At 38.5% G+C, this 21,498-nt stretch carries 12 protein-coding genes; 7 read left to right on the top strand and 5 right to left on the bottom strand.

The annotated features are described in order from the left end of the window. Window positions 1–98: 98 nt before the first annotated feature. Entirely contained in the window at window positions 99–872 is a 774-nt protein-coding gene (locus IE080_RS06870) for a YdcF family protein (protein ID WP_189579810.1), read from the bottom strand. Between the two features lie 611 nt (window positions 873–1,483). Between IE080_RS06870 and IE080_RS06865 the strand changes: the two genes are divergently transcribed. Next, window positions 1,484–4,426 carry an FAD-binding and (Fe-S)-binding domain-containing protein gene (locus IE080_RS06865; RefSeq protein WP_189579809.1) on the top strand — a complete coding sequence of 981 codons (2,943 nt, stop codon included), beginning with the start codon at window positions 1,484–1,486 and terminating at the stop codon, window positions 4,424–4,426. Window positions 4,427–4,649: 223 nt separating this feature from the next. Here IE080_RS06865 and IE080_RS06860 read toward each other — a convergent pair whose 3' ends face one another. The 4 genes from IE080_RS06860 to IE080_RS06845 form a co-directional block, all read right to left on the bottom strand. Continuing rightward, window positions 4,650–5,249 carry a thioredoxin family protein gene (locus IE080_RS06860; protein WP_189579807.1) on the bottom strand — a complete coding sequence of 200 codons (600 nt, stop codon included), beginning with the start codon at window positions 5,247–5,249 and terminating at the stop codon, window positions 4,650–4,652. A 330-nt stretch (window positions 5,250–5,579) separates the two neighbouring features. Further along, entirely contained in the window at window positions 5,580–7,193 is a 1,614-nt protein-coding gene (locus tag IE080_RS06855; protein WP_189579805.1) for a S8 family peptidase, read from the bottom strand. Between the two features lie 122 nt (window positions 7,194–7,315). Continuing rightward, entirely contained in the window at window positions 7,316–8,119 is an 804-nt protein-coding gene (locus IE080_RS06850) for a universal stress protein (protein WP_189579803.1), read from the bottom strand. A gap of 67 nt (window positions 8,120–8,186) precedes the next feature. Further along, window positions 8,187–8,789 carry a class I SAM-dependent methyltransferase gene (locus IE080_RS06845; RefSeq protein WP_189579801.1) on the bottom strand — a complete coding sequence of 201 codons (603 nt, stop codon included), beginning with the start codon at window positions 8,787–8,789 and terminating at the stop codon, window positions 8,187–8,189. A gap of 133 nt (window positions 8,790–8,922) precedes the next feature. On the opposite strand from IE080_RS06845, the gene IE080_RS06840 reads away from it, so the two are divergent. From IE080_RS06840 to IE080_RS19630, 6 genes are all read left to right on the top strand, one after another. Further along, a complete protein-coding gene (locus IE080_RS06840; protein ID WP_189579799.1) occupies window positions 8,923–10,359 on the top strand; it encodes an MBL fold metallo-hydrolase in 1,437 nt (478 codons plus the stop codon). Window positions 10,360–10,741: 382 nt separating this feature from the next. Beyond that, complete coding sequence (locus tag IE080_RS06835; RefSeq protein ID WP_189579797.1) at window positions 10,742–11,629, top strand: sterol desaturase family protein; 888 nt, start codon at window positions 10,742–10,744, stop codon at window positions 11,627–11,629. After that, a complete protein-coding gene (locus IE080_RS06830; RefSeq protein ID WP_189579795.1) occupies window positions 11,626–11,880 on the top strand; it encodes a hypothetical protein in 255 nt (84 codons plus the stop codon). Before IE080_RS06835 ends, IE080_RS06830 begins: the two co-directional genes overlap by 4 nt. Before the next feature lie 78 nt (window positions 11,881–11,958). Continuing rightward, window positions 11,959–12,294: a rhodanese-like domain-containing protein gene (locus IE080_RS06825; protein WP_189579793.1), complete on the top strand. Its 336-nt coding sequence runs from the start codon at window positions 11,959–11,961 to the stop codon at window positions 12,292–12,294. A 385-nt stretch (window positions 12,295–12,679) separates the two neighbouring features. After that, on the top strand, window positions 12,680–13,663 hold the full coding sequence (locus IE080_RS06820) for a PorP/SprF family type IX secretion system membrane protein (protein WP_189580194.1): 984 nt from the start codon (window positions 12,680–12,682) through the stop codon (window positions 13,661–13,663). Window positions 13,664–14,264: 601 nt separating this feature from the next. Next, a partial coding sequence (locus IE080_RS19630) for a DUF8202 domain-containing protein (RefSeq protein WP_189579791.1) occupies window positions 14,265–21,498 on the top strand: 7,234 nt, incomplete at its 3' end.

The raw sequence follows: 21,498 nt of genomic DNA, 5'->3' as shown, positions 1-21,498 counted from the left end.
GGTTTGCGCATTCGTGTTTATAATAATAAAGGTGAAAATTATGATTAAGGGAATAAGTGGTCTTTTCATATGATTTAAGATTGTGATTAAGAACATAATTAAATATATCCAGCGATTTTATACATTATTAGACCAACGATTTCTTTAAATAATGTGTGCCATTTAGCTATACTCGTTGGGTCTGGGTATAAAAGATGCGGCAGGTCCCATTTTACATCACTGGTGTAATAGTCAGTGGGGAAAGGGAATGTCTTTATTCCTGCTTTGTCAAAACAAGCTTTCGCCCTTTTCATGTGAAAGGCTGAAGTTACTAGTATGAATGAGGATTTTTCTTGCAGAATTTCCAATTCGTTTAATATTTCTTTTGTAAATATGGCATTTTGATATGTGTTTTTAGCCTTATCTTCAATAATGATTGCTTCTTGAGGAACCCCCGCCATCAATAAGAAATCTTTTAAAAGCTTGGCCTCAGTGTTGTCATTTATTGGGTTAAATCCTTGGCCACCAGTAATCAGTATTTTGTCTATTTTTTTATCTTGATATAATTGCAATGTATGGGTTATTCTATCTGCTCCTTTATGGAAAAATGTGCGGTCATCTGTTGTTTTACTTAGGTTTACAACACCTGTTAGTACTATGGCAAAGTCATGCTTAGGAACTTCAGCCATTGGTACTATTTTATATTCCCATTGAAGAAGTACTACATTGATAATAAATTGATTACTAAAAAGGTATAGGGATAAAATACTGATGATAATTAATCTTTTGCCAGTTTTTTTTGCACGTAATAGGTATCCTGATATCAAACCTATGAACACAAGTGATAGTGGCATTATCAAGAAACTAAGTAATTGAGATAGTATGAAAAACATAGGTTGTTGATTTATTATCAAATGTAATCAATCAATAAAAACTAAACTCCTGAAAAATGAATTTATTGAAGAATAAATTAGGAAGCAGAGTCTTTAGTACTATTAATAAAAATACTCTTGACTCAATTTTTCTGAATGCCTTTCAGTTATTCCGCTCTTTTATAAGTGTGCGCACTTCTATAAGTGTAAGATAGATAGTCGGGCTTACTTTCTGGTTTATGTAGCCTTTCTATTTTTTTTTGGATAATATTTTGATGAATTGGCTATTCTTTTAACGCTTGATTTATCGTTGATGGATTGAGATATATTAAATCCTGAAATTCAGTCTTTTAATATCGATTTTATAAGGCAGTTTACTAAGAAAAACAAAGCTATAAGTTGAATAGACCATAAAGTAACAAAGCGTAAGTTTACATTGGTTCAAGACTTAGTCTTTGGCCTACACTTTTAATAGTTTTCAGACTGTTTACCAGCAGTCTGAAAACTGCAATAATTTTAGTCCAAGTCTTTAGACTTGAACAATCCTATTTTTTCTGTGAATTCCGAGTATTCCTCGAGAAATAATTCCCTAATTTTCAATACTCACAAAATTCTCTGTGTATTTTTGACACATGAGTACAAATTCCACAAACCTATTGCCTTTTTTGCAAGCACTTGCCTCTTCTTTGGAAGGAGAATTGAAGTTTGATTCCTTGAGTAAGACCCTCTATGCTACGGATGCTTCCGTCTATCGTGAGATACCTTTGGCAGTGGCCTTTCCAAAGTCTGAAAAGGATATTCAGCTGCTTATAGCCTTTGCCAAAGAACACCAAACCTCCCTGATTCCTCGTACAGCGGGAACTTCCTTGGCAGGTCAATGCGTGGGCAATGGTATTGTGGTGGATGTTTCCAAGCATTTTACTTCTATCATTGAGTTTAATGCAGAGGAAAAATGGGTTCGTGTACAACCGGGGGTGGTGAGAGATGAGTTGAATCGTTTTTTGAAACCTCATGGACTGTTTTTTAGCCCGATCACATCTACCGCTAACCGTGCCATGATAGGTGGGATGGTGGGTAACAATTCATCCGGCACTACTTCCATCGTTTACGGAGTTACCAGAGATAAGGTCATGGAACTTCAAGTGCTCTTGAGTGATGGGAGTCCTGCGGTTTTTGGTTCACTGACTTTGGAAGCATTTGAACAAAAACGAAATCAGTCCGATCTAGAAGGAAAAGTATATCAGCAGATTTGGGAAGAACTCCAATCGGAAGAAGCCAGGAAAGAAATTCATGAACAATTTCCCAAAAAAAGTATTCATCGAAGAAATACGGGTTATGCTGTAGACGAACTTCTCAAGTCTGAGCTATTCGAAGGAGATGAACCTTTTAATTTTTGTAAGTTATTAAGTGGATCTGAGGGGACTCTAGCATTTACCACGGAAATAAAGATCAGTTTGGATCCGCTTCCAGATCCTATAGAAATCGTCGTTGCAGCTCACTTTGAAAGTATTCATCAAAGCATGAAGGCAGCCCAGGTGGCCATGAAGCATCCGGCAACTGCCGTGGAATTGATGGATAAAATTATTTTGGATTGCACCAAGGAGAGTATTGAATACAGTAAAAACCGGTACTTCGTGGAAGGTGATCCGAAGGCCCTCTTGATGATAGAGTTTACGGGTAAAACAGAGGAGGAAGCAAGGGCGAAGGGAGAATTATTGATTGAGGATTTAAAAGCTAGTGGCTTAGGGTATGCCTATCCAGTTATTGGTCCAGATAAAACCAAAGCTGCTTGGGCGCTTCGAAGTGCCGGTTTGGGGTTGTTGGCAAATATCCCCGGTGACCCTAAGGCAGTTGCCTGTATTGAAGACACAGCAGTGGATATCGAGGACTTAGCCGATTATATTGACGAACTGGATGAAATCCTTAAAGGGTTCAATCAAGATCCGGTTCACTATGCCCATGCGGGTGCAGGGGAAATCCACATGCGTCCAATTTTGGATCTGAAAAAGGCGGAAGATGTGGAGGAATTTTATAAGATTTCAGAAGCTTCCGCAAAGCTGGTCAAGAAATTCAATGGTTCACTTTCCGGCGAACATGGAGATGGTCGTGTAAGAGCACCTTTTATCCCAATGATGGTTGGGGAGAAAAACTATCAGTTGTTCAGACGCATCAAATACACATGGGATCCCGATAATATTTTCAATCCAGGGAAAATAGTGGATACTGCTCCAATGAATACTTCCCTGAGGTATGAAGTTGGTATGCAAACCCCAGAGCATGATACAGCCTTGGATTTTTCTCAGGTGGGAGGGATTCTTCGCATGGCAGAAAAGTGCAATGGAAGTGGAGATTGCCGAAAGCTACCAAGTTCAGGTGGAACCATGTGTCCAAGTTATCAGGCTACCCGCAATGAAAAAGATACTACCCGTGGACGTGCTAATACCTTACGGGAGTTTCTGACCAAGGACAAGCCTTCCAATCCTTTCGATCATCCCGAGATCAAAGAGGCCTTGGATTTGTGTCTTTCCTGTAAAGGCTGTACCGCTGAGTGCCCTTCCAATGTGGATATGGCATCCATGAAAGCGGAATTTTTGTACCAATATCAGCAAACGCATGGCGTTCCACTTCGCTCCAAAGCTTTTGCGCATATCAATGAATTGAATAAATTGGGTTCGTTGGTTCCAGGACTCACCAATTTTTCTTTAAGTAATTCCTTGACCGGAGGCTTACTGAAAAAAGTTCTAGGTGTTGCGCCTCAACGGGAACTGCCGGCTATCTCCAAAGAGAGTTTTCGTCAGTGGCTGAAAAAATCTGCCAGCAGCATACCTGTGAAACAGCCAGTGATTAAAGAAATTTACCTTTTTGTAGATGAGTTTATCAATTTCAATGAGCCTAGTATTGGCATTACTACGGTGAAGTTATTGAAGAAATTGGGTTATGAGGTGCTGCTGGTAGACCATGAAGAAAGTGGTCGCTCAGCTTTATCGAAGGGACTGCTTGAAAAAGCAAAGAAACATGCGAATGCAAATATCAACACCTTCAAAGATTTGGTCAGCGGAGATCGTCCCTTGGTAGGAATCGAACCATCAGCAATTTTGAGTTTCCGTGATGAATACCCACGCTTGGTGGATAAGCATTTGGTGGAGGCTGCTAAGAAAGTCAAGTTTCATACCTTATTGATAGATGAATTTATCGGTCGCGAGATTGCGGCTGGTAATATCACAGCTGAATCCTTTACAAAAGAATCCAAGACCATCAAATTGCACGGGCACTGCCATCAAAAGGCGTTGTCATCCTTAAACTGGACCCAAAAGTTATTAAGTCTACCTCAGAATTATTCCGTTGAAACGATTCCTTCGGGTTGTTGTGGCATGGCCGGATCTTTTGGTTATGAGGTAGAACATTATGAACTAAGCATGCAAATAGGGGAGATGGTCTTATTTCCTGCGGTGAGGTCCGCAAATGAAGAGACAATAATCGTAGCTCCTGGAACTTCCTGCCGTCATCAGATCGCAGACGGTACCCAACGAAAGGCTTTGCATCCCGTGGAGGTGCTTTATGGAGCATTGCTTTGATAAAATTGGCTTTCTTTTAGGTAATGTTTAAAAATGGTTTTACTAACAATGCTTTAGTTTAGCGCTAAACGCTTTGTGTCCTAGTGCCTTTGTGGCTATAAACAAATTTAAATTGCCACAAAGGCTCAAAGACACAAGGAATTTTAGAGTACTAACTTGATAAGATTTAGATTTAAATTGCAAGGCGATGTTTATCAGAAACTATTCTAGACTAGGATTTATTTTATACCAAGTTCAGTTCAACAGCTTTAACTCTAACCATTACCTCATTTAGCAGCTTAGTCAATTCCTCTTGGATTTCTTGACCTTTGTTGCTGTTATACCAGTTTTGAACAGCCGTCAATACTTCATCAAAACCTGCATTGCGCTCTTTCAATTCATTGTAAACCGCTTGGCAACCTGCAGGTCGTGGCCCCCAAGTAGCCAAATCATTTCCATGCTCATCTCGGATAATCAATTTCGGGATAGATTTCGAGCCATTCGTCAGATACTTCTCTATGCTAAAAGGTGCAGAATCCCTCAATTCAAATGTGAGGTTGATGAGGCTGTTTTCTTTAGCTGCCAACATGATAAATGGATTCACATGAGCTGCATCTCCGCACCAAGGTTCGGTGATTACCAACCATTGCTGCGGACTTTTGATTTCTTTTAAGACAGTTTGTAAGTCTTCTGATACGGTCTGAGTTTTCATCCACCGCGATTGCCTGCTGGTATTTAACCGCGTGTATTCTAAATATTCAGCTTTAGCATAAGGGGCGACTTGGTCTTCCAAATTAGTTTGGACAATAGCATTCATGTAAGCGAGATACTGTTCGGTATTCATTCTATTCGTTGGTTTAGTAATTTGTTTTTATGGATAAGGATTTTTCCATCACCCTTGATAAATCACTTGATTAGCATGAAAGTTCAAAAAACACATTGAAAAAGTTCTGGAAATACAGAGTCACCTGTCAGCATTAAATAAAAAAACAACCCCTCAACCAAATAAGCCAAGCCTACTTGTTGAGGGTGTTATAAGCTTTTAAAATCTAGATGATCAGTTTTAATAGCTGTGATAAGCTTTTCCAAAGTTTATTGAAAGGTCTTGATTGGCTTACAAGGTATTGTCAAAACCTTGGAAAAGTCACTACATTATGCGATCAATATTTATGTGTCATAGTGCAGCTTTTCCACTATTTACAGCTTTAGCCAATTTCAATGCCTCATATAAGTTGGCGATTTTGCCTGAACGGGAAACTTGATTGAGCATTACTTTTTGAGGGTTATCTCCATTAACAAAAACTTCGAACTTGGGACTAATACCAGATTGCATGATGATTTGCTTGACTTGAACAGCTGTCAGTTCTGGGTAGAGCCCCCTGATTTTGGCCGCAATACCAGCTACAGCGGGTGCAGCCATGGAGGTCCCACTCTGAAACTCATATTCATTTTCAGGCATTGTAGAGTAGATTCTTGCTCCAGGTGCAAATACATCCACATTCAATCGGCCATAATTGCTGAATGAAGCAATCATATTTTTACCCCACGAAGGAGCTAAGGCGCCTACCGTAATTACATTAGGAGCGAATTCTGGCTCATTCAATAATTTGTGATCGTTCGGGAAATTAGGATTTTCAGGGTCATCCAAGTCCATCCCGTCATTTCCAGCAGCATGTACCAAGAGTACATCTTTTTCTGCGGCGTACTTAATAGCCTCATAAACCCACTCTGCATTGGGAGAGAAAGGCTTTCCAAAACTCATATTAATTACCTTAGCGCCATTATCAGCTGCATAACGAATGGCTAATGCAATGTCTTTATCGTATTCATCTCCATTAGGTACTGCTCGGATAGCCATGATTTGGGCGTTATTGGCAACTCCTTTGATACCCTGGTTATTGTTTCTGTCTGCCGCAATGATACCTGCCACATGGGTTCCATGACTTTCGTCTTTTACCCGATGCATAGGGTCACCATTGCCGTACTTGGTATCAGTGATGTCATAAGGATCATCGCCTACCAAGGCTCTTCCGTCAAAGTCCAACTTCAGATTGTAGTCCAATTGGTCCTTGTAATATTTGATGGCCTCATCGATTTGATCAAAGACCACCTGAATAGATCCTTCTTCTGTTAGAATCTCTTGCATCAGCTCGATGTGCATGGGCGTGACTTCCGCATCTGTAGGGAAGTTTTCTAAGTCACTAACTGTGTAGGAGTTTTTTCCTAGTTTGTTCCTGATGAGTTGATCCGTTATTTGGAAAATTTGACTCATCATTAGCATTTCTTCCGCAGATGAGGCTGCTTTGGTCAAATCTTTTTCAAAGCGTGCACGGGCCTTTTCTTGTAGAGAAGCATCTCCAATCCCCAAGTTAACGATACGGGTTGCCTCTAATTGTTCATTATAGGATTCACCCAAAAAGTTGTACCCATGAATGTCATCGATGTACCCATTTCCATCATTGTCTTGCAAATCTTCTGCTATCTCTTTGGTATTTGTCCAAAGAACGGTGGATAAATCCTCATGCCCCAAGTCAATTCCCGAATCAATCACCGCAACAACAACTTGATTTACAGATTGATTTTTGATGATTTTTTTGTAAGCTTTATCCACAGACATTCCGGGGACTTTATCTTTTTTTGGGTCTAGGTGTGCCCATGATTGTATGGCTTCTGGGTTTTTGTCAAAGATACTTTTAGAACCACCGCAGGATGCTAAAAAACCTACAAGAATCAGCAGGGCCAATCCATTTTTGAGTTGTGCCCGAAGGCTATTGTTACGCTTAATCATGTGTTAATATTTTCGAAACCACAAGTTGGTTAAATTTTTAGAAATTTGATGAATAAACTTTGTCTTTAGACATGAAAACAACAAATATCCGAAGGAGCTCAAATATGTTTTTATTATATTAATTATTTGATTATTAATAAAGGGGTATGGGTGTGATAAGCCATTTCAAGTGTGTCGCTTTTATTGAAAAGGTATTCGAAAAAGGATTTTTGTTTTGAAAACATGACCAAGAGTGAGTTTCCATTATTTTCTAGATAATTTTGTATGCCACTTTGAATGGTTGAAGCCTTAATAGTTGTAAATTCAAAAGATTTATTTGGATGATTGCTTTTTAAGTAAGACTCCAGTCCTTTGAATTCAATCTCTTGGTCGAAGCTTAGTTTTTCGCCCACATGGAAAAAATCGTATGGTAAACTTAGGGCTTCTGTTAGACGGAATAGCTTTTGAAAGTTTTCTTTCGATTCTTTTTTGAGTTCAAGTGCCACGGCAACCTTATTTTCTTTTGGTAAGGATGCAGATGCAGGAACAGCTATAACAGGTACCATACTTTCTTTGATTACATGACCAGTATTGGAGCCCATTAAAGTTTTTTTAATTCCACTGGCTCCTTGGGTTCCCATGATAATAAGATCATAGTCGTTTTGGTAGGCATAGGATGTCACAGCCGTAGCTATGGAGCCATGTTGGATTTTGTAGTCAATCGTCAATCCTTCTTCTATGCCCTCTTTTACCAGTTTTTTCATGGCTTTTTTAGCATCATCCTCAATTTGTGCGATGATTTCAGTGGCTTGAGCAGCAAAATCATACACAGCATAAAATGCATAGAACAAGGTAATGGAAGAACCTTGTTTTCTAGCAATGTTCTTTGCAAATGTCAGCGCATTGGAGGCATTTTCGGAAAAATCGGTCGGGACAAGGATTTTCATAATTTTGGGATTTATTGATGCTTAAATATACAGCATAAATGCATTTTTTAAGCTGATAAAAATCAGTTTAACTGATTTTTATTCCCAGTAATCTAATAACATGTGCTTTCCCTACATGTCCAGTTCCCTCATTTAATTCAATGATCCCGTCAAACTCCTCTTCCCAATAAAAGTTTGGAAGCATGGATTTTAAATTCTTCAGTTCATACAGCATGTCGATGTTTTTGGGTCCTCCAGAGGTGTATTGAAGCTGATTTTTTCCAAAGCCCTCAACAATCAATTTTCCTCCTGTTTTGAGTGATTTTGCCAATTTTGTGTAAACAGTTTCGATAATGTCTTTAGGCAGGTGAAAATAAATTAACCCTAATGCATCATAGCAGGCAATTTCTGGAATAAACTTTTGAATATCGCAAACATGGTAATTGAAAGACAATCCAAACTTTTTTGCATGTGATAGAGCAGTATTTTTGGCAACTTCACTTTGGTCAATAGCTTCAATACTCCATCCACAAGATGCAGCGTACAGTGCATTTCTGCCTTCCCCTTCTCCAGGTAAAAGTAATTTCCCCGGGCTTAACTGATCAATTTTATCTTTAAAATATGTGTTTGGCTCCACGCCATAAAGATTGGTTGCAGCTAAGAATTTTTCATTCCAAAAGTCCGGGTTCATAAGTTTTTCGTTAGTAGTATTTCATTGTTGTCTTCAAAAGTATTCAATATTCCTTGTCTTGAGATGTAACTTGAGTCACAATTAATGCCTCTCTGATTTCCTAATTTTGATTATTCGAATTAAACCACACCTTATGAAATACATATTAGTTATAGTAAGTTTTCTTCTGAGTTTCGGTTTTGCAAAGGCCCAATTTACACCACTGATTCAACCTGCTCAGCCACAGAAAACCATTATTCACCAATTTGAAGATGATGGCTTGGCACATTTTAGCTATGCTATACTTGTTGGTAATCAAGTAATTTTGGTGGATCCTGGAAGAAACCCTCAACCCTATTATGATTTTGCAGAGAAGCACGGAGCATCCATTGTTGGTGTTGTTGAAACACATCCACACGCTGACTTTGTAAGCTCCCATCTACAGATTCACCATGAAAAAGGAGCAACCATTTACATTAGTAAGTTAGCAGAAGCCAACTATCCTCATCAAACTTTTGATGAGGGTGATATCATCGATTTGGGTAATGGAGTAACCCTGAGAGCTATGTTTACACCAGGGCATTCACCAGATGGAATCAGTGTTGTGTTGAGTGAAGATGGAAAAGATATGGCCGTGTTTACGGGGGATACTTTATTTATAGGAGATGTTGGAAGGCCTGACTTAAGGGAGTCTGCTGGTGCTATTATGATGCAGCGCAAAGAGTTAGCTCGGATGATGTATTACAGTACTCGTAAGAAGTTGATGAAATTGGATGAAGACGTGGTTGTTTATCCTGCGCATGGAGCCGGTTCTTTGTGTGGAAAAGCTATTTCAGATGCCAAAAGTAGTACGATTGGTCAGGAAAAATTGACCAATTATGCTTTGCAGGAGATGAGTGAGGAAGCTTTTATGGAATTGTTATTGCAAGATCAGCCATTTATTCCTCAATATTTCCCATATAATGTAGATCTGAATAAAATAGGTGCACCCGCATACCTTGATTCCAAAGAATCAGTTCCGGTGTTGGCTGATTTGAATGATATACAAGAAGGGACAACCATTATCGATGGTCGAAATCAGGATATTTTTAAGCAATCACACTTACCTGAGGCTATTAATATTATGAAAGGGGCCAAGTTTGAGACTTGGTTAGGAAGTTTGGTTTCACCTCAAGAACGATATTACTTAATAGCAGAAACTCAGGAGTCATTGGATGAACTGATTTCAAAAGCAGCCAAAATAGGTTATGAGTTATTGATTGCTGGTGCAGGCATTTATACCGAATCGAATGGTAATTCCATGAGTTTCTTTAATAAAGATGCTTTTGATGCAAATCCTGACTTGTTTACCATCATAGATATTAGAAATGAAGGAGAGGTTGCTCAGCATCAGGTGTTTGCTAATGCGATCAATATTCCATTACCGGAATTGATGCAGCGGATTTCGGAGATTCCAACGGATAAACCTGTGGTAGTGCATTGTGGTACCGGATATCGCTCAGCAGCTGGATCCAGCATTATTCAAAATGCATTAAAAGATAACAAGGTTATTGATATGGGTGCCTATATTAAAGAATATAACCAAAAATAATTAGTTGTGGTTTATGGGAATGTCGAAAGGGGGCAGTCGTGTGGATTGTCCCTTTTCTTTAGAAGCGAGACGCAAGAAACGAGAGACGAGAAACGAGAAGCCAGAAACAAGAATCAAGAACAAGGGCGTGTGTGGGACTTTCGATTATCTGGTTACGCATCGTGCACTGTTCACTGCTAACTGCTAATTGTTCACTCTTGATAATTTAAGATTTTAGAGGGTAGATTTCAGATTTAGGGATATTTAGTCTCAATGAGTTTATTGTTCACTATTGGTTTCGGCTCCGCTTCAGCTATCGTGGCTCTACCCACTGTCAATGCTAACTGTTCAACTGTTCACTACCCACTGCTAACTGTTCACAAATCACTTAATCACTAATACCGTGTCGAAATACATTCAAATCATCGCAGACTCTTACTACGGGTACTTTAATTACCTGATAAATGAGATGTTTTATCCTTCTTGGGAAAATTATTTCTGGTGGTTATTGGGGCTATCGGTAGTCGTTTGGTTGCTTGAAATCGTGTTTCCGTGGAGAAAGCAGCAGGCAATTTTCCGAAAGGATTTTTGGCTGGATGGGTTTTACATGTTCTTCAATTATTTCCTTTTTTCATTGATTGCATACAACGCAATATCCAATGTAGCAGTGGAGGCATTCAATGATTTCTTAGGGATATTTGGAATAACAAATATTGTTGCACTTCATATTGATACTTGGCCAAGATGGGGGCAGTTTTTGCTTTTATTTATTCTTGCTGATTTTATACAGTGGAATGTGCATCGCTTACTTCATCGAGTTCCTGCTTTATGGGAGTTTCATAAACTACACCACTCCGTGGAAGAAATGGGCTTTGCTGCACATTTGAGATTCCACTGGATGGAGACCATTTTATACAAGACTGCTCAATATATCCCCTTGGCAATGATTGGGTTCGGTCTAACTGATTTCTTTATCGTGCATATATTCACAACCGCTATTGGGCATTTGAATCATGCAAATCTGAGAATTACTTACGGTCCATTAAAGTATATTTTGAATAATCCTATTATGCATTTGTGGCATCATGTCAAGGAGTTGCCAAAAGATAGAAAATACGGAGTCAATTATGGTATTACACTAAGTGTTTGGGATTACATATTTGGCACAAACTATATTCCTCACGAAGGAAGAGATGAACCTTTAGGTTTTGATGGTATGGAAGAATATCCCAAAACCTTCTGGCAACAGGTCAGCTATCCTTTCAACAAAAAACAAAAAGTTAAACTATGAAACAGTCTATCAATAACTGGAGGTTTGTTATTTTATTGACATTAACTCTTGGTCTGGCACCTTTTGTTCCAGAGCCTCATATTTTCGGAAAAGTACGTTGGATTCTAGGTGGAGCAAAGGGTATGGAATTCTTGGATTGGTTTGATTTTGTGTTTCATGGGATACCATGGGTACTGTTGATCCGGTTGATTTACTTACAGTTGACAGGGAAATTAAAGAAGGAAGAAGCCTCTTCTACGAGTTCAGAATAGTCAGTGTGATTTAGGTTACTTTTCGTTGGGATAGCATATGATACCTTTGTGTGTATAATCATTAAAAACCAATAAACCATGTTCAACTTCTTTAAGACAAAACCAAAAAATTACATAGACTTAGGTGCGGAAGAGTTCCATAAAGGAATGCAGGAAAAAGATGCTGTCATTCTGGATGTTCGCACAGCAGGTGAATTCAATTCAGGAAAGTTTAAAGGTGCTAGAAATATAGATATCATGCATCCAAACTTTGTGAATCAGGTAAAGAATCTTCCAAAAGATAAAAAGTATTACATTTATTGCAGAAGCGGTAATAGAAGTGGTCAGGCATGTGAAATTATGGCTGATATGGGATTTGAATCTACTTATAATTTGGCCAGTGGGATTATGCGTTGGCCTTTTGAGATTGTTTAAAGGTTGTAAATTAAAATTTTATTAAACCACTGTCAGTAACCCTGGCAGTGGTTTTTTTTAAAATTTTATTGTATGGTTTCTTAAAAAGCATTGACTTCGACATTACTTTTTAATGTTTTTAAAATCAATTCATATCGTTAAAATTGTTGAATACATTCAATAAAAATCTTTTTTTCAAAAAAAGTAGTTTTATTAGTTGGATTTGAAATACAAATAAATGTATATTTACGGCATAATAAATTATTTATTATTAATCATGTTAAGGCTTTTGTTATAAACTTTCTAAATCATTTCAGAAATAGAAATTTGAGCGGTTTGAAAATTCGATTTTAAATAAATGACATCAATAATAAAGTACTCATCTGTTTATGAAAATGGGCTTTTTATGGAGCTTTGGAGGGTTTGGTTAAAAAAGATATTACTCCTCATTTTTGTTTTAGTTTTGTCTGTTTCAAGTTTGTTTTCACAACAGTTACCACAGTTTAGTCAATATATTTTTAATGGCTTACATATTAATCCAGCTTATGCTGGTTATAAAAATCAAGGATATATACAGAGTACTTACAGAGATCAGTGGCTAGGTTTTCCTGGTGCTCCTAAAACATTAACAGTTACTGCCGACTTAAGTGCTAATGAGGGCAAAATGGGTTTTGGGTTGTCTTTGTTGAATGATCAAATAGGGCCTACTAATACCTCAACAGGAATGTTAACTTACACATATAGAATTCAATTAGGGAATGAAAGTTTTCTTGGATTAGGTGTAAGCGCAGGTGCAAGTCAGTATATGATAGATGGAAGTATGCTTAATCCTGTAGATGCGAATGACCCACTACTTCCCGATGGAAGGATTAACCTCTTTACTCCTAATTTAAATTCTGGTTTGTTTTTCCATACTCCCAGATTTTATGCTGGTATTAGTGCATTTAATATGGTGGGAAAGAGAGTGCTGGAAAGAGAAGATATATCTTTAGCATTTCATGATTTTCATTACTACCTAACTGCGGGCATGATGATTCCTTTAAATGAAAAAATTGAGTTCAAACCTAGTTTTTTGATAAAGGAAGTTAAAGGTGCTCCAACCAGCTATGATATCAATGGAATGTTTTTATTTTTCGATCGATTATGGTTGGGAGCTAGTTACCGTTCAAACATAAAACTGTGGAATGATAATTTAGAAGGAAATCTAAATAACAGAACTGCTGTAGCTTTTATTGCGGAAATTTTTGCAACAGATAATTTGAGATTAGGTTACGCTTATGACACCAATTTAAATGTATTAGATACTTTTCGTAACAACTCTCATGAACTATCTGTTGGATACTATTTAACACCTCGAAATGTTAAGCTCAAAAACCCAAGATGGTTCTAGTCGTAGTTTAATTCTAATTTTTAAAACAGTAATTTTCGCATAAAATAGGCTAAAATTAGTTTGCTATCTGCTGTTTTTCTACCATTTGAAATAGATCTAATTTTTAAAAAAGACGCTTCTTTTGGAGGATTTTTATACTTAAAATATTCTTTAACAGCCTAGCTTTGTTATTTTGAAATAAGTAAAGTGTATTTTAAATAAATTAAAAAGCATTACGTGTAAAATAATTCTTGTTTTTTTTTGTTTGCTTTTATGAATTACGTTACTTTTACTAAAAATTTCCACATTACTTCAAAAGGTGGTTAAGATAAAACAAGTGGTATTAAATTTATTTTGTTTATACAATGTTTTGGGGTAAAAAATAATAAATTCACTAAATAAACAGTGTAAAATACTTTATTTATATTTTATTTTAGAATTTAATAAATTCTACAAATCAGAAGAAAACGTCTCAATTTATTACAAATCAAGTATGAGAACTTGCAAGACTACAAACAAAAGGGCCACCTTTTCTTTTTCAATGAAAAGACACGGTTCTTTTATATATTTTTATTCAAAAAAAATTATTTTAACGAGTGTTTTTCTGGTATTTAGTTTAAGCTTGCTTGCTCAAATCTCACAAAGCCCTTCTGTTACAGGATTTTTTAATAATAATAGTACTGTTACTATTCCATTTAATAATGCAACGGGAGCAAACAAAGTTTTAATAGTAGGAGTAACTGCGCAGCAACCTGGTGCTTTTGTAACGGGTGTAACTTATAATGGTATTCCTTTAACTTCACTTGTTAATCATTTTAACCCTAGTCAGACAAGAGTAAATATCTGGTATTTGGTTAATCCGCCTGTGGGTAATTTTAATGTTGTTGTCAATAACAGCCAATCCGATAATGGTGTTATTGGGGTTACGTCTTTTTCTGGAGTCGATCAAACTTCTCCTTTTGGTCCTGTTGCTTTTGCATCGGGTTCAAGTTCAGCCGCGTCTGTTAACATAAGTTCCGCTCAAGATCAATTAATATATAGTCTTACAGCATTTAATAATGGTACTACACATACTTTTCCTGCTGGACAGACATCCTTATGGAACTCTACAATCAATAGTAGTGTATCTGGTTCAGCGTCTGTAAGATTAAGCTCCGGTACATCTACTACCATGACAGCAAATTCCACAAGTGCTCCTTGGTCAACTGTAGGTGTGGCAATAAGACCTGCCACAGCGCAATCTCCCACTGTAAGCAACTTTACCACACCCGGTACATTTACTTTTGTAGTACCTGCTGGTGTTACTGGTTTGACGGTTGAAGCTTGGGGTGCTGGTGGTGGAGGTGGAGGGATATCTGGTGGCCTAATTGGGACTCGCGATTCTAGAGGAGGAGGAGGAGGAGCTTACGCAAGAAGTGTATTGTCTGTAAACCCTGGAGAAGTTTATACTGTTGTAGTAGGCGCTCCTGGGTCTGGTGGCGCTGCCGGGGACAATAATGGAACTAATGGAGGTTTTTCTAGTTTTGGTAGCGCTCCGTTAGTAAGAGCAGCTGGAGGTTTAGGAGGAGCGTCCAATACTAGTGGGGCGGGAGGAGTTGGAGGGTCTACTGCTAATTCAATTGGAAGTGTTTTATTTCCAGGAGGTAATGGTGTACGAGGTGGAGGAGGTGGAGCTGGATCTAATGGAGCTGGCGGAAATGCGAATAATGAAATCGGCGGTAATGGTGCTGCAGTTGGAGGTGGAAATGGAGGAACGGCTCCTAATTCTTTATCAAGTTCAACAGGTAACTCGGGAAATTTGTCCGGAGGAGGAGGTAGTGGGGCAAGGAGTTATGGGATTCTTGGATTGTTAGGTGCTGCTCAATCTGGTGGTAATGGTGCTAATGGTCGAGTTCTTATATCTTATTCCTCAACAGTAACTTCATCGCCTGGAGGAGTAGCTGGTAATATACTTTGGTTAAAAGCCGATTTTGGCACCAATACTACATCTAATGGAGCGGCAGTAAATACATGGCTGGATGCGAGTGGTAGCAATGCTAATGCCACATCATCAACCAATCAACCTCAATTTAGAGCTGGAAGTAGTGCTCAGGGAATTAACTTTAACCCATCTGTTTCTTTTAATGGAACTAGTAATTTCTTTAATCTTCCTACAGGATTTAACAACTTTACGCAAGGGGTAAGTGCTTTTTCAGTCGTTAATACCAATTTTGGTTCGACAACTAATTGGTCGCGCATCTTTCATTTATCTACTAGCGGGAACTTTAACATGGTAAACTTTACTAGATTTGCCTCTAGTAATGACGTAGGTGTTGAAGTTACCTCCGGAACTCCAGGTGATGTAGGTGTTCTTTTTTCAAGTAATTCAATATTAAGTCCAACTAATGGAACAGGTATTTTAGGTTACCGCGTACAGGGAGGTACTAGTGGTCAAATAGGTAGAACAGCAAATGTTTTTTCAAATGGATTAAGTATTGCATCTTCAAATGCTCTTGTTACCCCAAGTACTATAAATAGAACTAACAATAGAATTGGGTCCGGTGGAGCTGTGGGTGGGAATGAATTTTTTAATGGTTTTATTCCTGAAATAATTCTTTATAATAGAGATCTTACGGCTAATGAACGTTTGCGAATTAACTCTTATTTGGCTATCAAATATGGAGTGACCTTATCTCAGGCAACTCCTCAAAACTACTTAGCAGCAGATGGTTCGACTATTTTTTGGAATGCTACTTCAAATGCTTCCCATAATAATAATATTGCGGGAATTGGAAGAGATGATGTTACTTCATTAAACCAAAAGCAATCAAGATCAATAAATCCAGGTTTCCAAATTACCATTGGTAATGGGAATACCATTTCTTCAACTAATCAAGCTAATAGTCAAGTTTTTGATCTTGATCGCTCCGCAATGTTGTGGGGAGATAACAATGGTGCAGTAAATGCTTGGACGTCTTTGGGCGCTCCTGCTGGATATCAACTTTTACCAAGAAATTGGAAGATACAAGAAACAGGACAGGTTGGTTCTGTAAAAGTTCGCGTCGGAAACAGTAGTAGCCCCAATGGTTTGCCAGATGAAGCCTCAAAAGGTATCGTATTGTTGGTGAGTAATTCTTCGAACTTTTCATCACCTGTACAGATTGTACCTATGACTTTGGTTGGGGATAACTGGGAAGCAGATTTTGATTTTTCAAACGGACAATATTTCACCTTTGCTACGTGTGAAGTTGGACCAGTAAGCTTTGTTTTTGGAAGTTCCTCAGAGCGTTGTCAGGGTAACTCATCGGTTATTTATTCTGCGAATGCGTTAAATGCGTCCTCCTTTATTTATTCCCTTGATGAACCGAGTCTTGCTGGGGGAAACACCATCAATTCTGAAACTGGAGAGGTGTTTTTTTCACCAACATGGAGTGGAACATCTGTTATTACAGCAAGAGCTTTGGGCTGTACAGAGCCCGAAGGAACTCATACCATTCAGACAATCCCGAGTGTTTCAGTTCCGGTATTCAATTTAGGTGGAGACTCTCAGAGGTGTAGAGCGGCAGGCTCATTTACGTATACAGCCACTGCTGCCAATTCTACGGGTATTTCCTACAGTTTAGATGCCTCAAGTTTAGCAGCTGGTAATACTATTAATGCTTCAACAGGGTTAGTGACTTTTGCAGCTTCTTGGTCAGGTACATCAATTGTAACAGCAACTGCTACTGGATGTAATGGCCCTGTTACATCTACGCATACGATTACCACGGACGTGATTTTTGCAAATGATGATAGTTTCATGACACCTCAGGGGAGTCCTATTGCATTCAATGTTTTAGCAAATGATTTATGTAATATTAACCCTAATTCTGTAACCATTGTTCAGCAGCCTGTAGGTGGCTTTTTGCAGACCAACGTCAATGGACAAATGGTTTATGTTTCATTTGGGTCATTTTTAGGTCAAGATGAATTTGTATATCAAGTTTGTTCCAATTCACCTGTAGAATGTAGGACTGCAACAGTAGTCATAGATGTGACAGAAGTTTTGGATGATCCGTGCTTTGAAGCTAATCAAGCCAAGACTTATTTCTTACCTTTTCCAGAAAACAATACTCAGCTAAGACAAAGTTTACTTAGCGCAGCTAGTGTCAACTTATTAACAGCTAACGTAAGAAATATTGTCAGCATCTCCATACCCTACCCTCGGACAGTAATCATTTACGACCATTGGGAAGATGGATACGAGACAGATATTACAAATCCGCAGCAATCTACCACTCAAGTGTGGGGAGATGGTGATTTAACCAATGGTGTGGCCCCTGGCTATCCAGACGACCTTATTCCTCCAGGTGGATTTATAACATTAGATAATAGTTTTCCATGGAATAGACCCACGAGCACAATTGTTTTTGACGGAAAGGATAAGATTTATTCAACAGCGAATATATCTGTATCGAAAGTTACAGGTGATGCTGGATTCTCAGGACCCACACCTTTATTTGATGTTCAAAATGTTAAAACGAATGTTTCTGACAATACCAGGTTCGGTCAATTTTTCGTTTTACCTTTTGGAGAAAATGTAACTGCTGGGCCAACCACGGTGTTTAGATATACGGGTCTTTTCGTTAGGGCATCGGAAGATGGTACCATTGTGGAACTAGATTATGATGGGAATGGGACATTTGATGTTATTTCTCCCACGCTCAACCAAGGGGAAGTATGGTTTTATAATGGAACAGGTAGTACACCAGGTGTTGCTAGTGATGTAAACAATGCTAATGATATTAAGGCAGGTGCAAGACTTAGAGCTAACAAAGATGTAGGTGTTGATTTGGTTTTTGGAGGGATTGATTCTTACGGAACTCGGAATATTCCTGTTTTACCAAGTCAGTTCTATGGCCCTTCCTATTTTTCTCCTGTATATTCTACAAACACAAATGCCCCAGTGGTAGCTTATTTTGTTAATCCTAACAGTACTCCAATTACAATAAATTGGAGAAGAGGAACTGGGGGCACTGGGTCCTTTGAAATACCAGCAAATAATGGTATTAGATTTTTTAACATGAATATTGCTACAGGTACCAGATTTTGGAGTGCTGGTGGAGAATCATTTACAGCGGTTGGGATTGTAGATGCCGATAATGATGGAGCTGCTTTTGACTGGGCTTTTAATATGATTCCAGAAAGTAGATTAAGTTCATTTGCAACTTTAGCATGGGCACCCGGTAGTTCCGATGGTTCAGGAAACTTTAACCCTGTTTGGGTTACCCCTGCGGAAAACACCACTATTTATGTAAAGTATGATGGCAATGTTTCTACTGGACCTTTTCAAAGTCCTTGTGGTGCGTTTTATGATGTATCATTTTCTGTTAATGCTCTTCAAGCGCAACTGATCTTTGGTTTAAATAATGATAACTCTGGAATTGTTGTATATAATTGCGATGATGTACCTATGGCATCTGTTTGGGGTCAAAGACCTTTTGGTGGAACGCCTGCTGGAAATCCAGCGATTGATGTGGGTTACACTATGGAACCAAAGTGTCTTACGGAACTTGTTTTTGCAACTGATGACCGTACCAATACCACCCCAAGTACTCCTATTGATATTAATGTTTTGACAAATGATGGAGCATTTTTGACTTTAATTGACCCGTTAAGTGTAGCGATTATCAGCAATCCTTCTGAAGGTACTGTTACTGTCAATCTAGACGGGACAATTAGGTATACCCCGAGACCAGGCTTTATTGGCGAGGATAGTTTTCAGTATCAGGTTTGTGCTCAGGGATCTGCAACTACCGTTTGTGATATTGCAAGAGTGTTTGTTGTAGTTTCTCCAGCAACTATTGATGGGGCTAATACTATCTGTGGGAATGTTTTTGGAGATTTTGATTTAAATGGAATACCAGGAGTTGCGGAGGAAGGGATTGGAGGGATAGAAGTTCAGCTTTTCAGAGACTTAAATAGAAATGGTATTCTAGACGCAGGTGAACCATTAGAATCCACTACATTAAGTTCAACTTTGAATGATATTGGATATTTTCAATTTATTCTTCCTCAAGATTCGACTTATAGGGATCAATTTGACGTAAATGGTTCGGCTACAGGAAGTAATGGGACTATTAATTGGATTAATCCATGGGTAAAAATTGAAGAAACTAATGGGTTTGGTTCCGGTAATGTTAGGGTCGCAAATAATAGATTAGAGATACGGAACCAAAATAGAGGTGCTAGAAGAACCTTTGACTTGTCCAGAGCTAGTACTAGCCCGGGTTCTTTACCTATAATTTCATTTGATTATCAGGGTGTAAATCTAGATAATCAGACAACAAGAGTTGTTTTGGTTGAAGTTGCGGCATCAGCTAACCCTGCTTCTTGGACTCAAATATTATCTTTTAATAATAATACCGCACAATCCTTTTCATTTACTATCCCTGCTAGCTTAGTTTCATCTACCACAACAGTAAGGTTCCGGACTATTAATAACGCTGGAATGGCAGATAACGGGAGAGGTGCAAATTTTGACAATGTCCAAATTCGCTATTTTTCTGATGTTTCTTACATCCTTAGACTTGCATCTCCTATTATTGACAGTTGGCAACAGACAACTAGTCCAGCTTTTTTTGCTATTTCTTTTGATGGAGTAGATAATGCTAGTTGCGATAATGTATTTGGGTTGGCAAAAGCTGATTTAGAGGTTACCAAAATTGTCGATAATCCTTCACCTAATATTGGTGATGTTGTAAATTTTGAGATTATGGTGCTTAATAATGGGCCTGCAAATGCTACAGGCATAACACTGACTGACTTATTACCTAATGGGTTGGATTATGTTATGCATGAAGCAAGTCAGGGTTCTTATTCACCTATCTCTGGCCTTTGGTCAACCTTATCATTAGATGTCGGAGAGTTTTCTACGCTTAGTGTAAGTGCTATTGTAACTGAGAATGCTTTGCCATCTGTAACAAATTCTGTTGTAATTTCAGCATCAGATGTTTTAGATCCCAATTCTGGAAACAACTCAGCATCGGCTCTGGTTGTTCCGTTACGAGCAGATCTTCAGGTTGTTAAGTCAGTAAACAACGCTGCTCCAAATGTTGGAGATGTGGTTACTTTTAGTATATTAGTTCAAAACCTTGGACCAAACCTTGCTACTGAAGTTTTTGTTTCTGATGTATTACCTTCTAATCTGGTTTATGTTTCCGATAATAGTGGCGGGGCATATGATCCAATTTCAGGCATCTGGAATGTAGGAGATATCCCAGCTGGTTCAAGCACTAATCTATTAATCAATGTCGAAATTATTGCCGAAACCCTCCCTTCTGCTACTAATTTAGCAGAAATTTTAAGCTCAGCTACCTTTGATACTAATCCTTCCAATAATCAGGATAATCAGATCATCACTCCTTTATCGGCTGATTTTAGCATACTAAAGACAGTTGATGTTTTTAATCCAAATGTCGGAGAGGATATAGTATTTACATTGACGGCGAGCAATGCGGGTCCTAGCGGAGCGACGAATGTTGTTGTTACGGACCAGCTTCCTTCGGGCTATACTTTTGTAAATGCAATTGCATCAGTTGGGACATATGATGAAGTGACGGGTATCTGGACTATCGGTAGCCTTGCAAACGGCGGTACAGCTACGTTGGAGATTACAGCTACAGTTCTTGCGACAGGAGACTATACAAATATTGCATCGATTACTGCTACTGAGTTTGATCCTACGCCGGGCAACAATACATCAGAGGTTACGCCTGAGCCTGTCAATGTGTTAGTTGCGAACAATGATACTGCAGGACCGATCAACGGTCTTGCCGGTGCATCAGATGCGGGCATTAATGTATTGGATAACGATACCTTAAACGGAGTAGCGGTAG

Source organism: Mongoliitalea lutea (genome assembly GCF_014652135.1).
Lineage (GTDB): Bacteria > Bacteroidota > Bacteroidia > Cytophagales > Cyclobacteriaceae > Mongoliitalea > Mongoliitalea lutea.
This window is presented reverse-complemented; position numbering and strand designations above follow the sequence as displayed.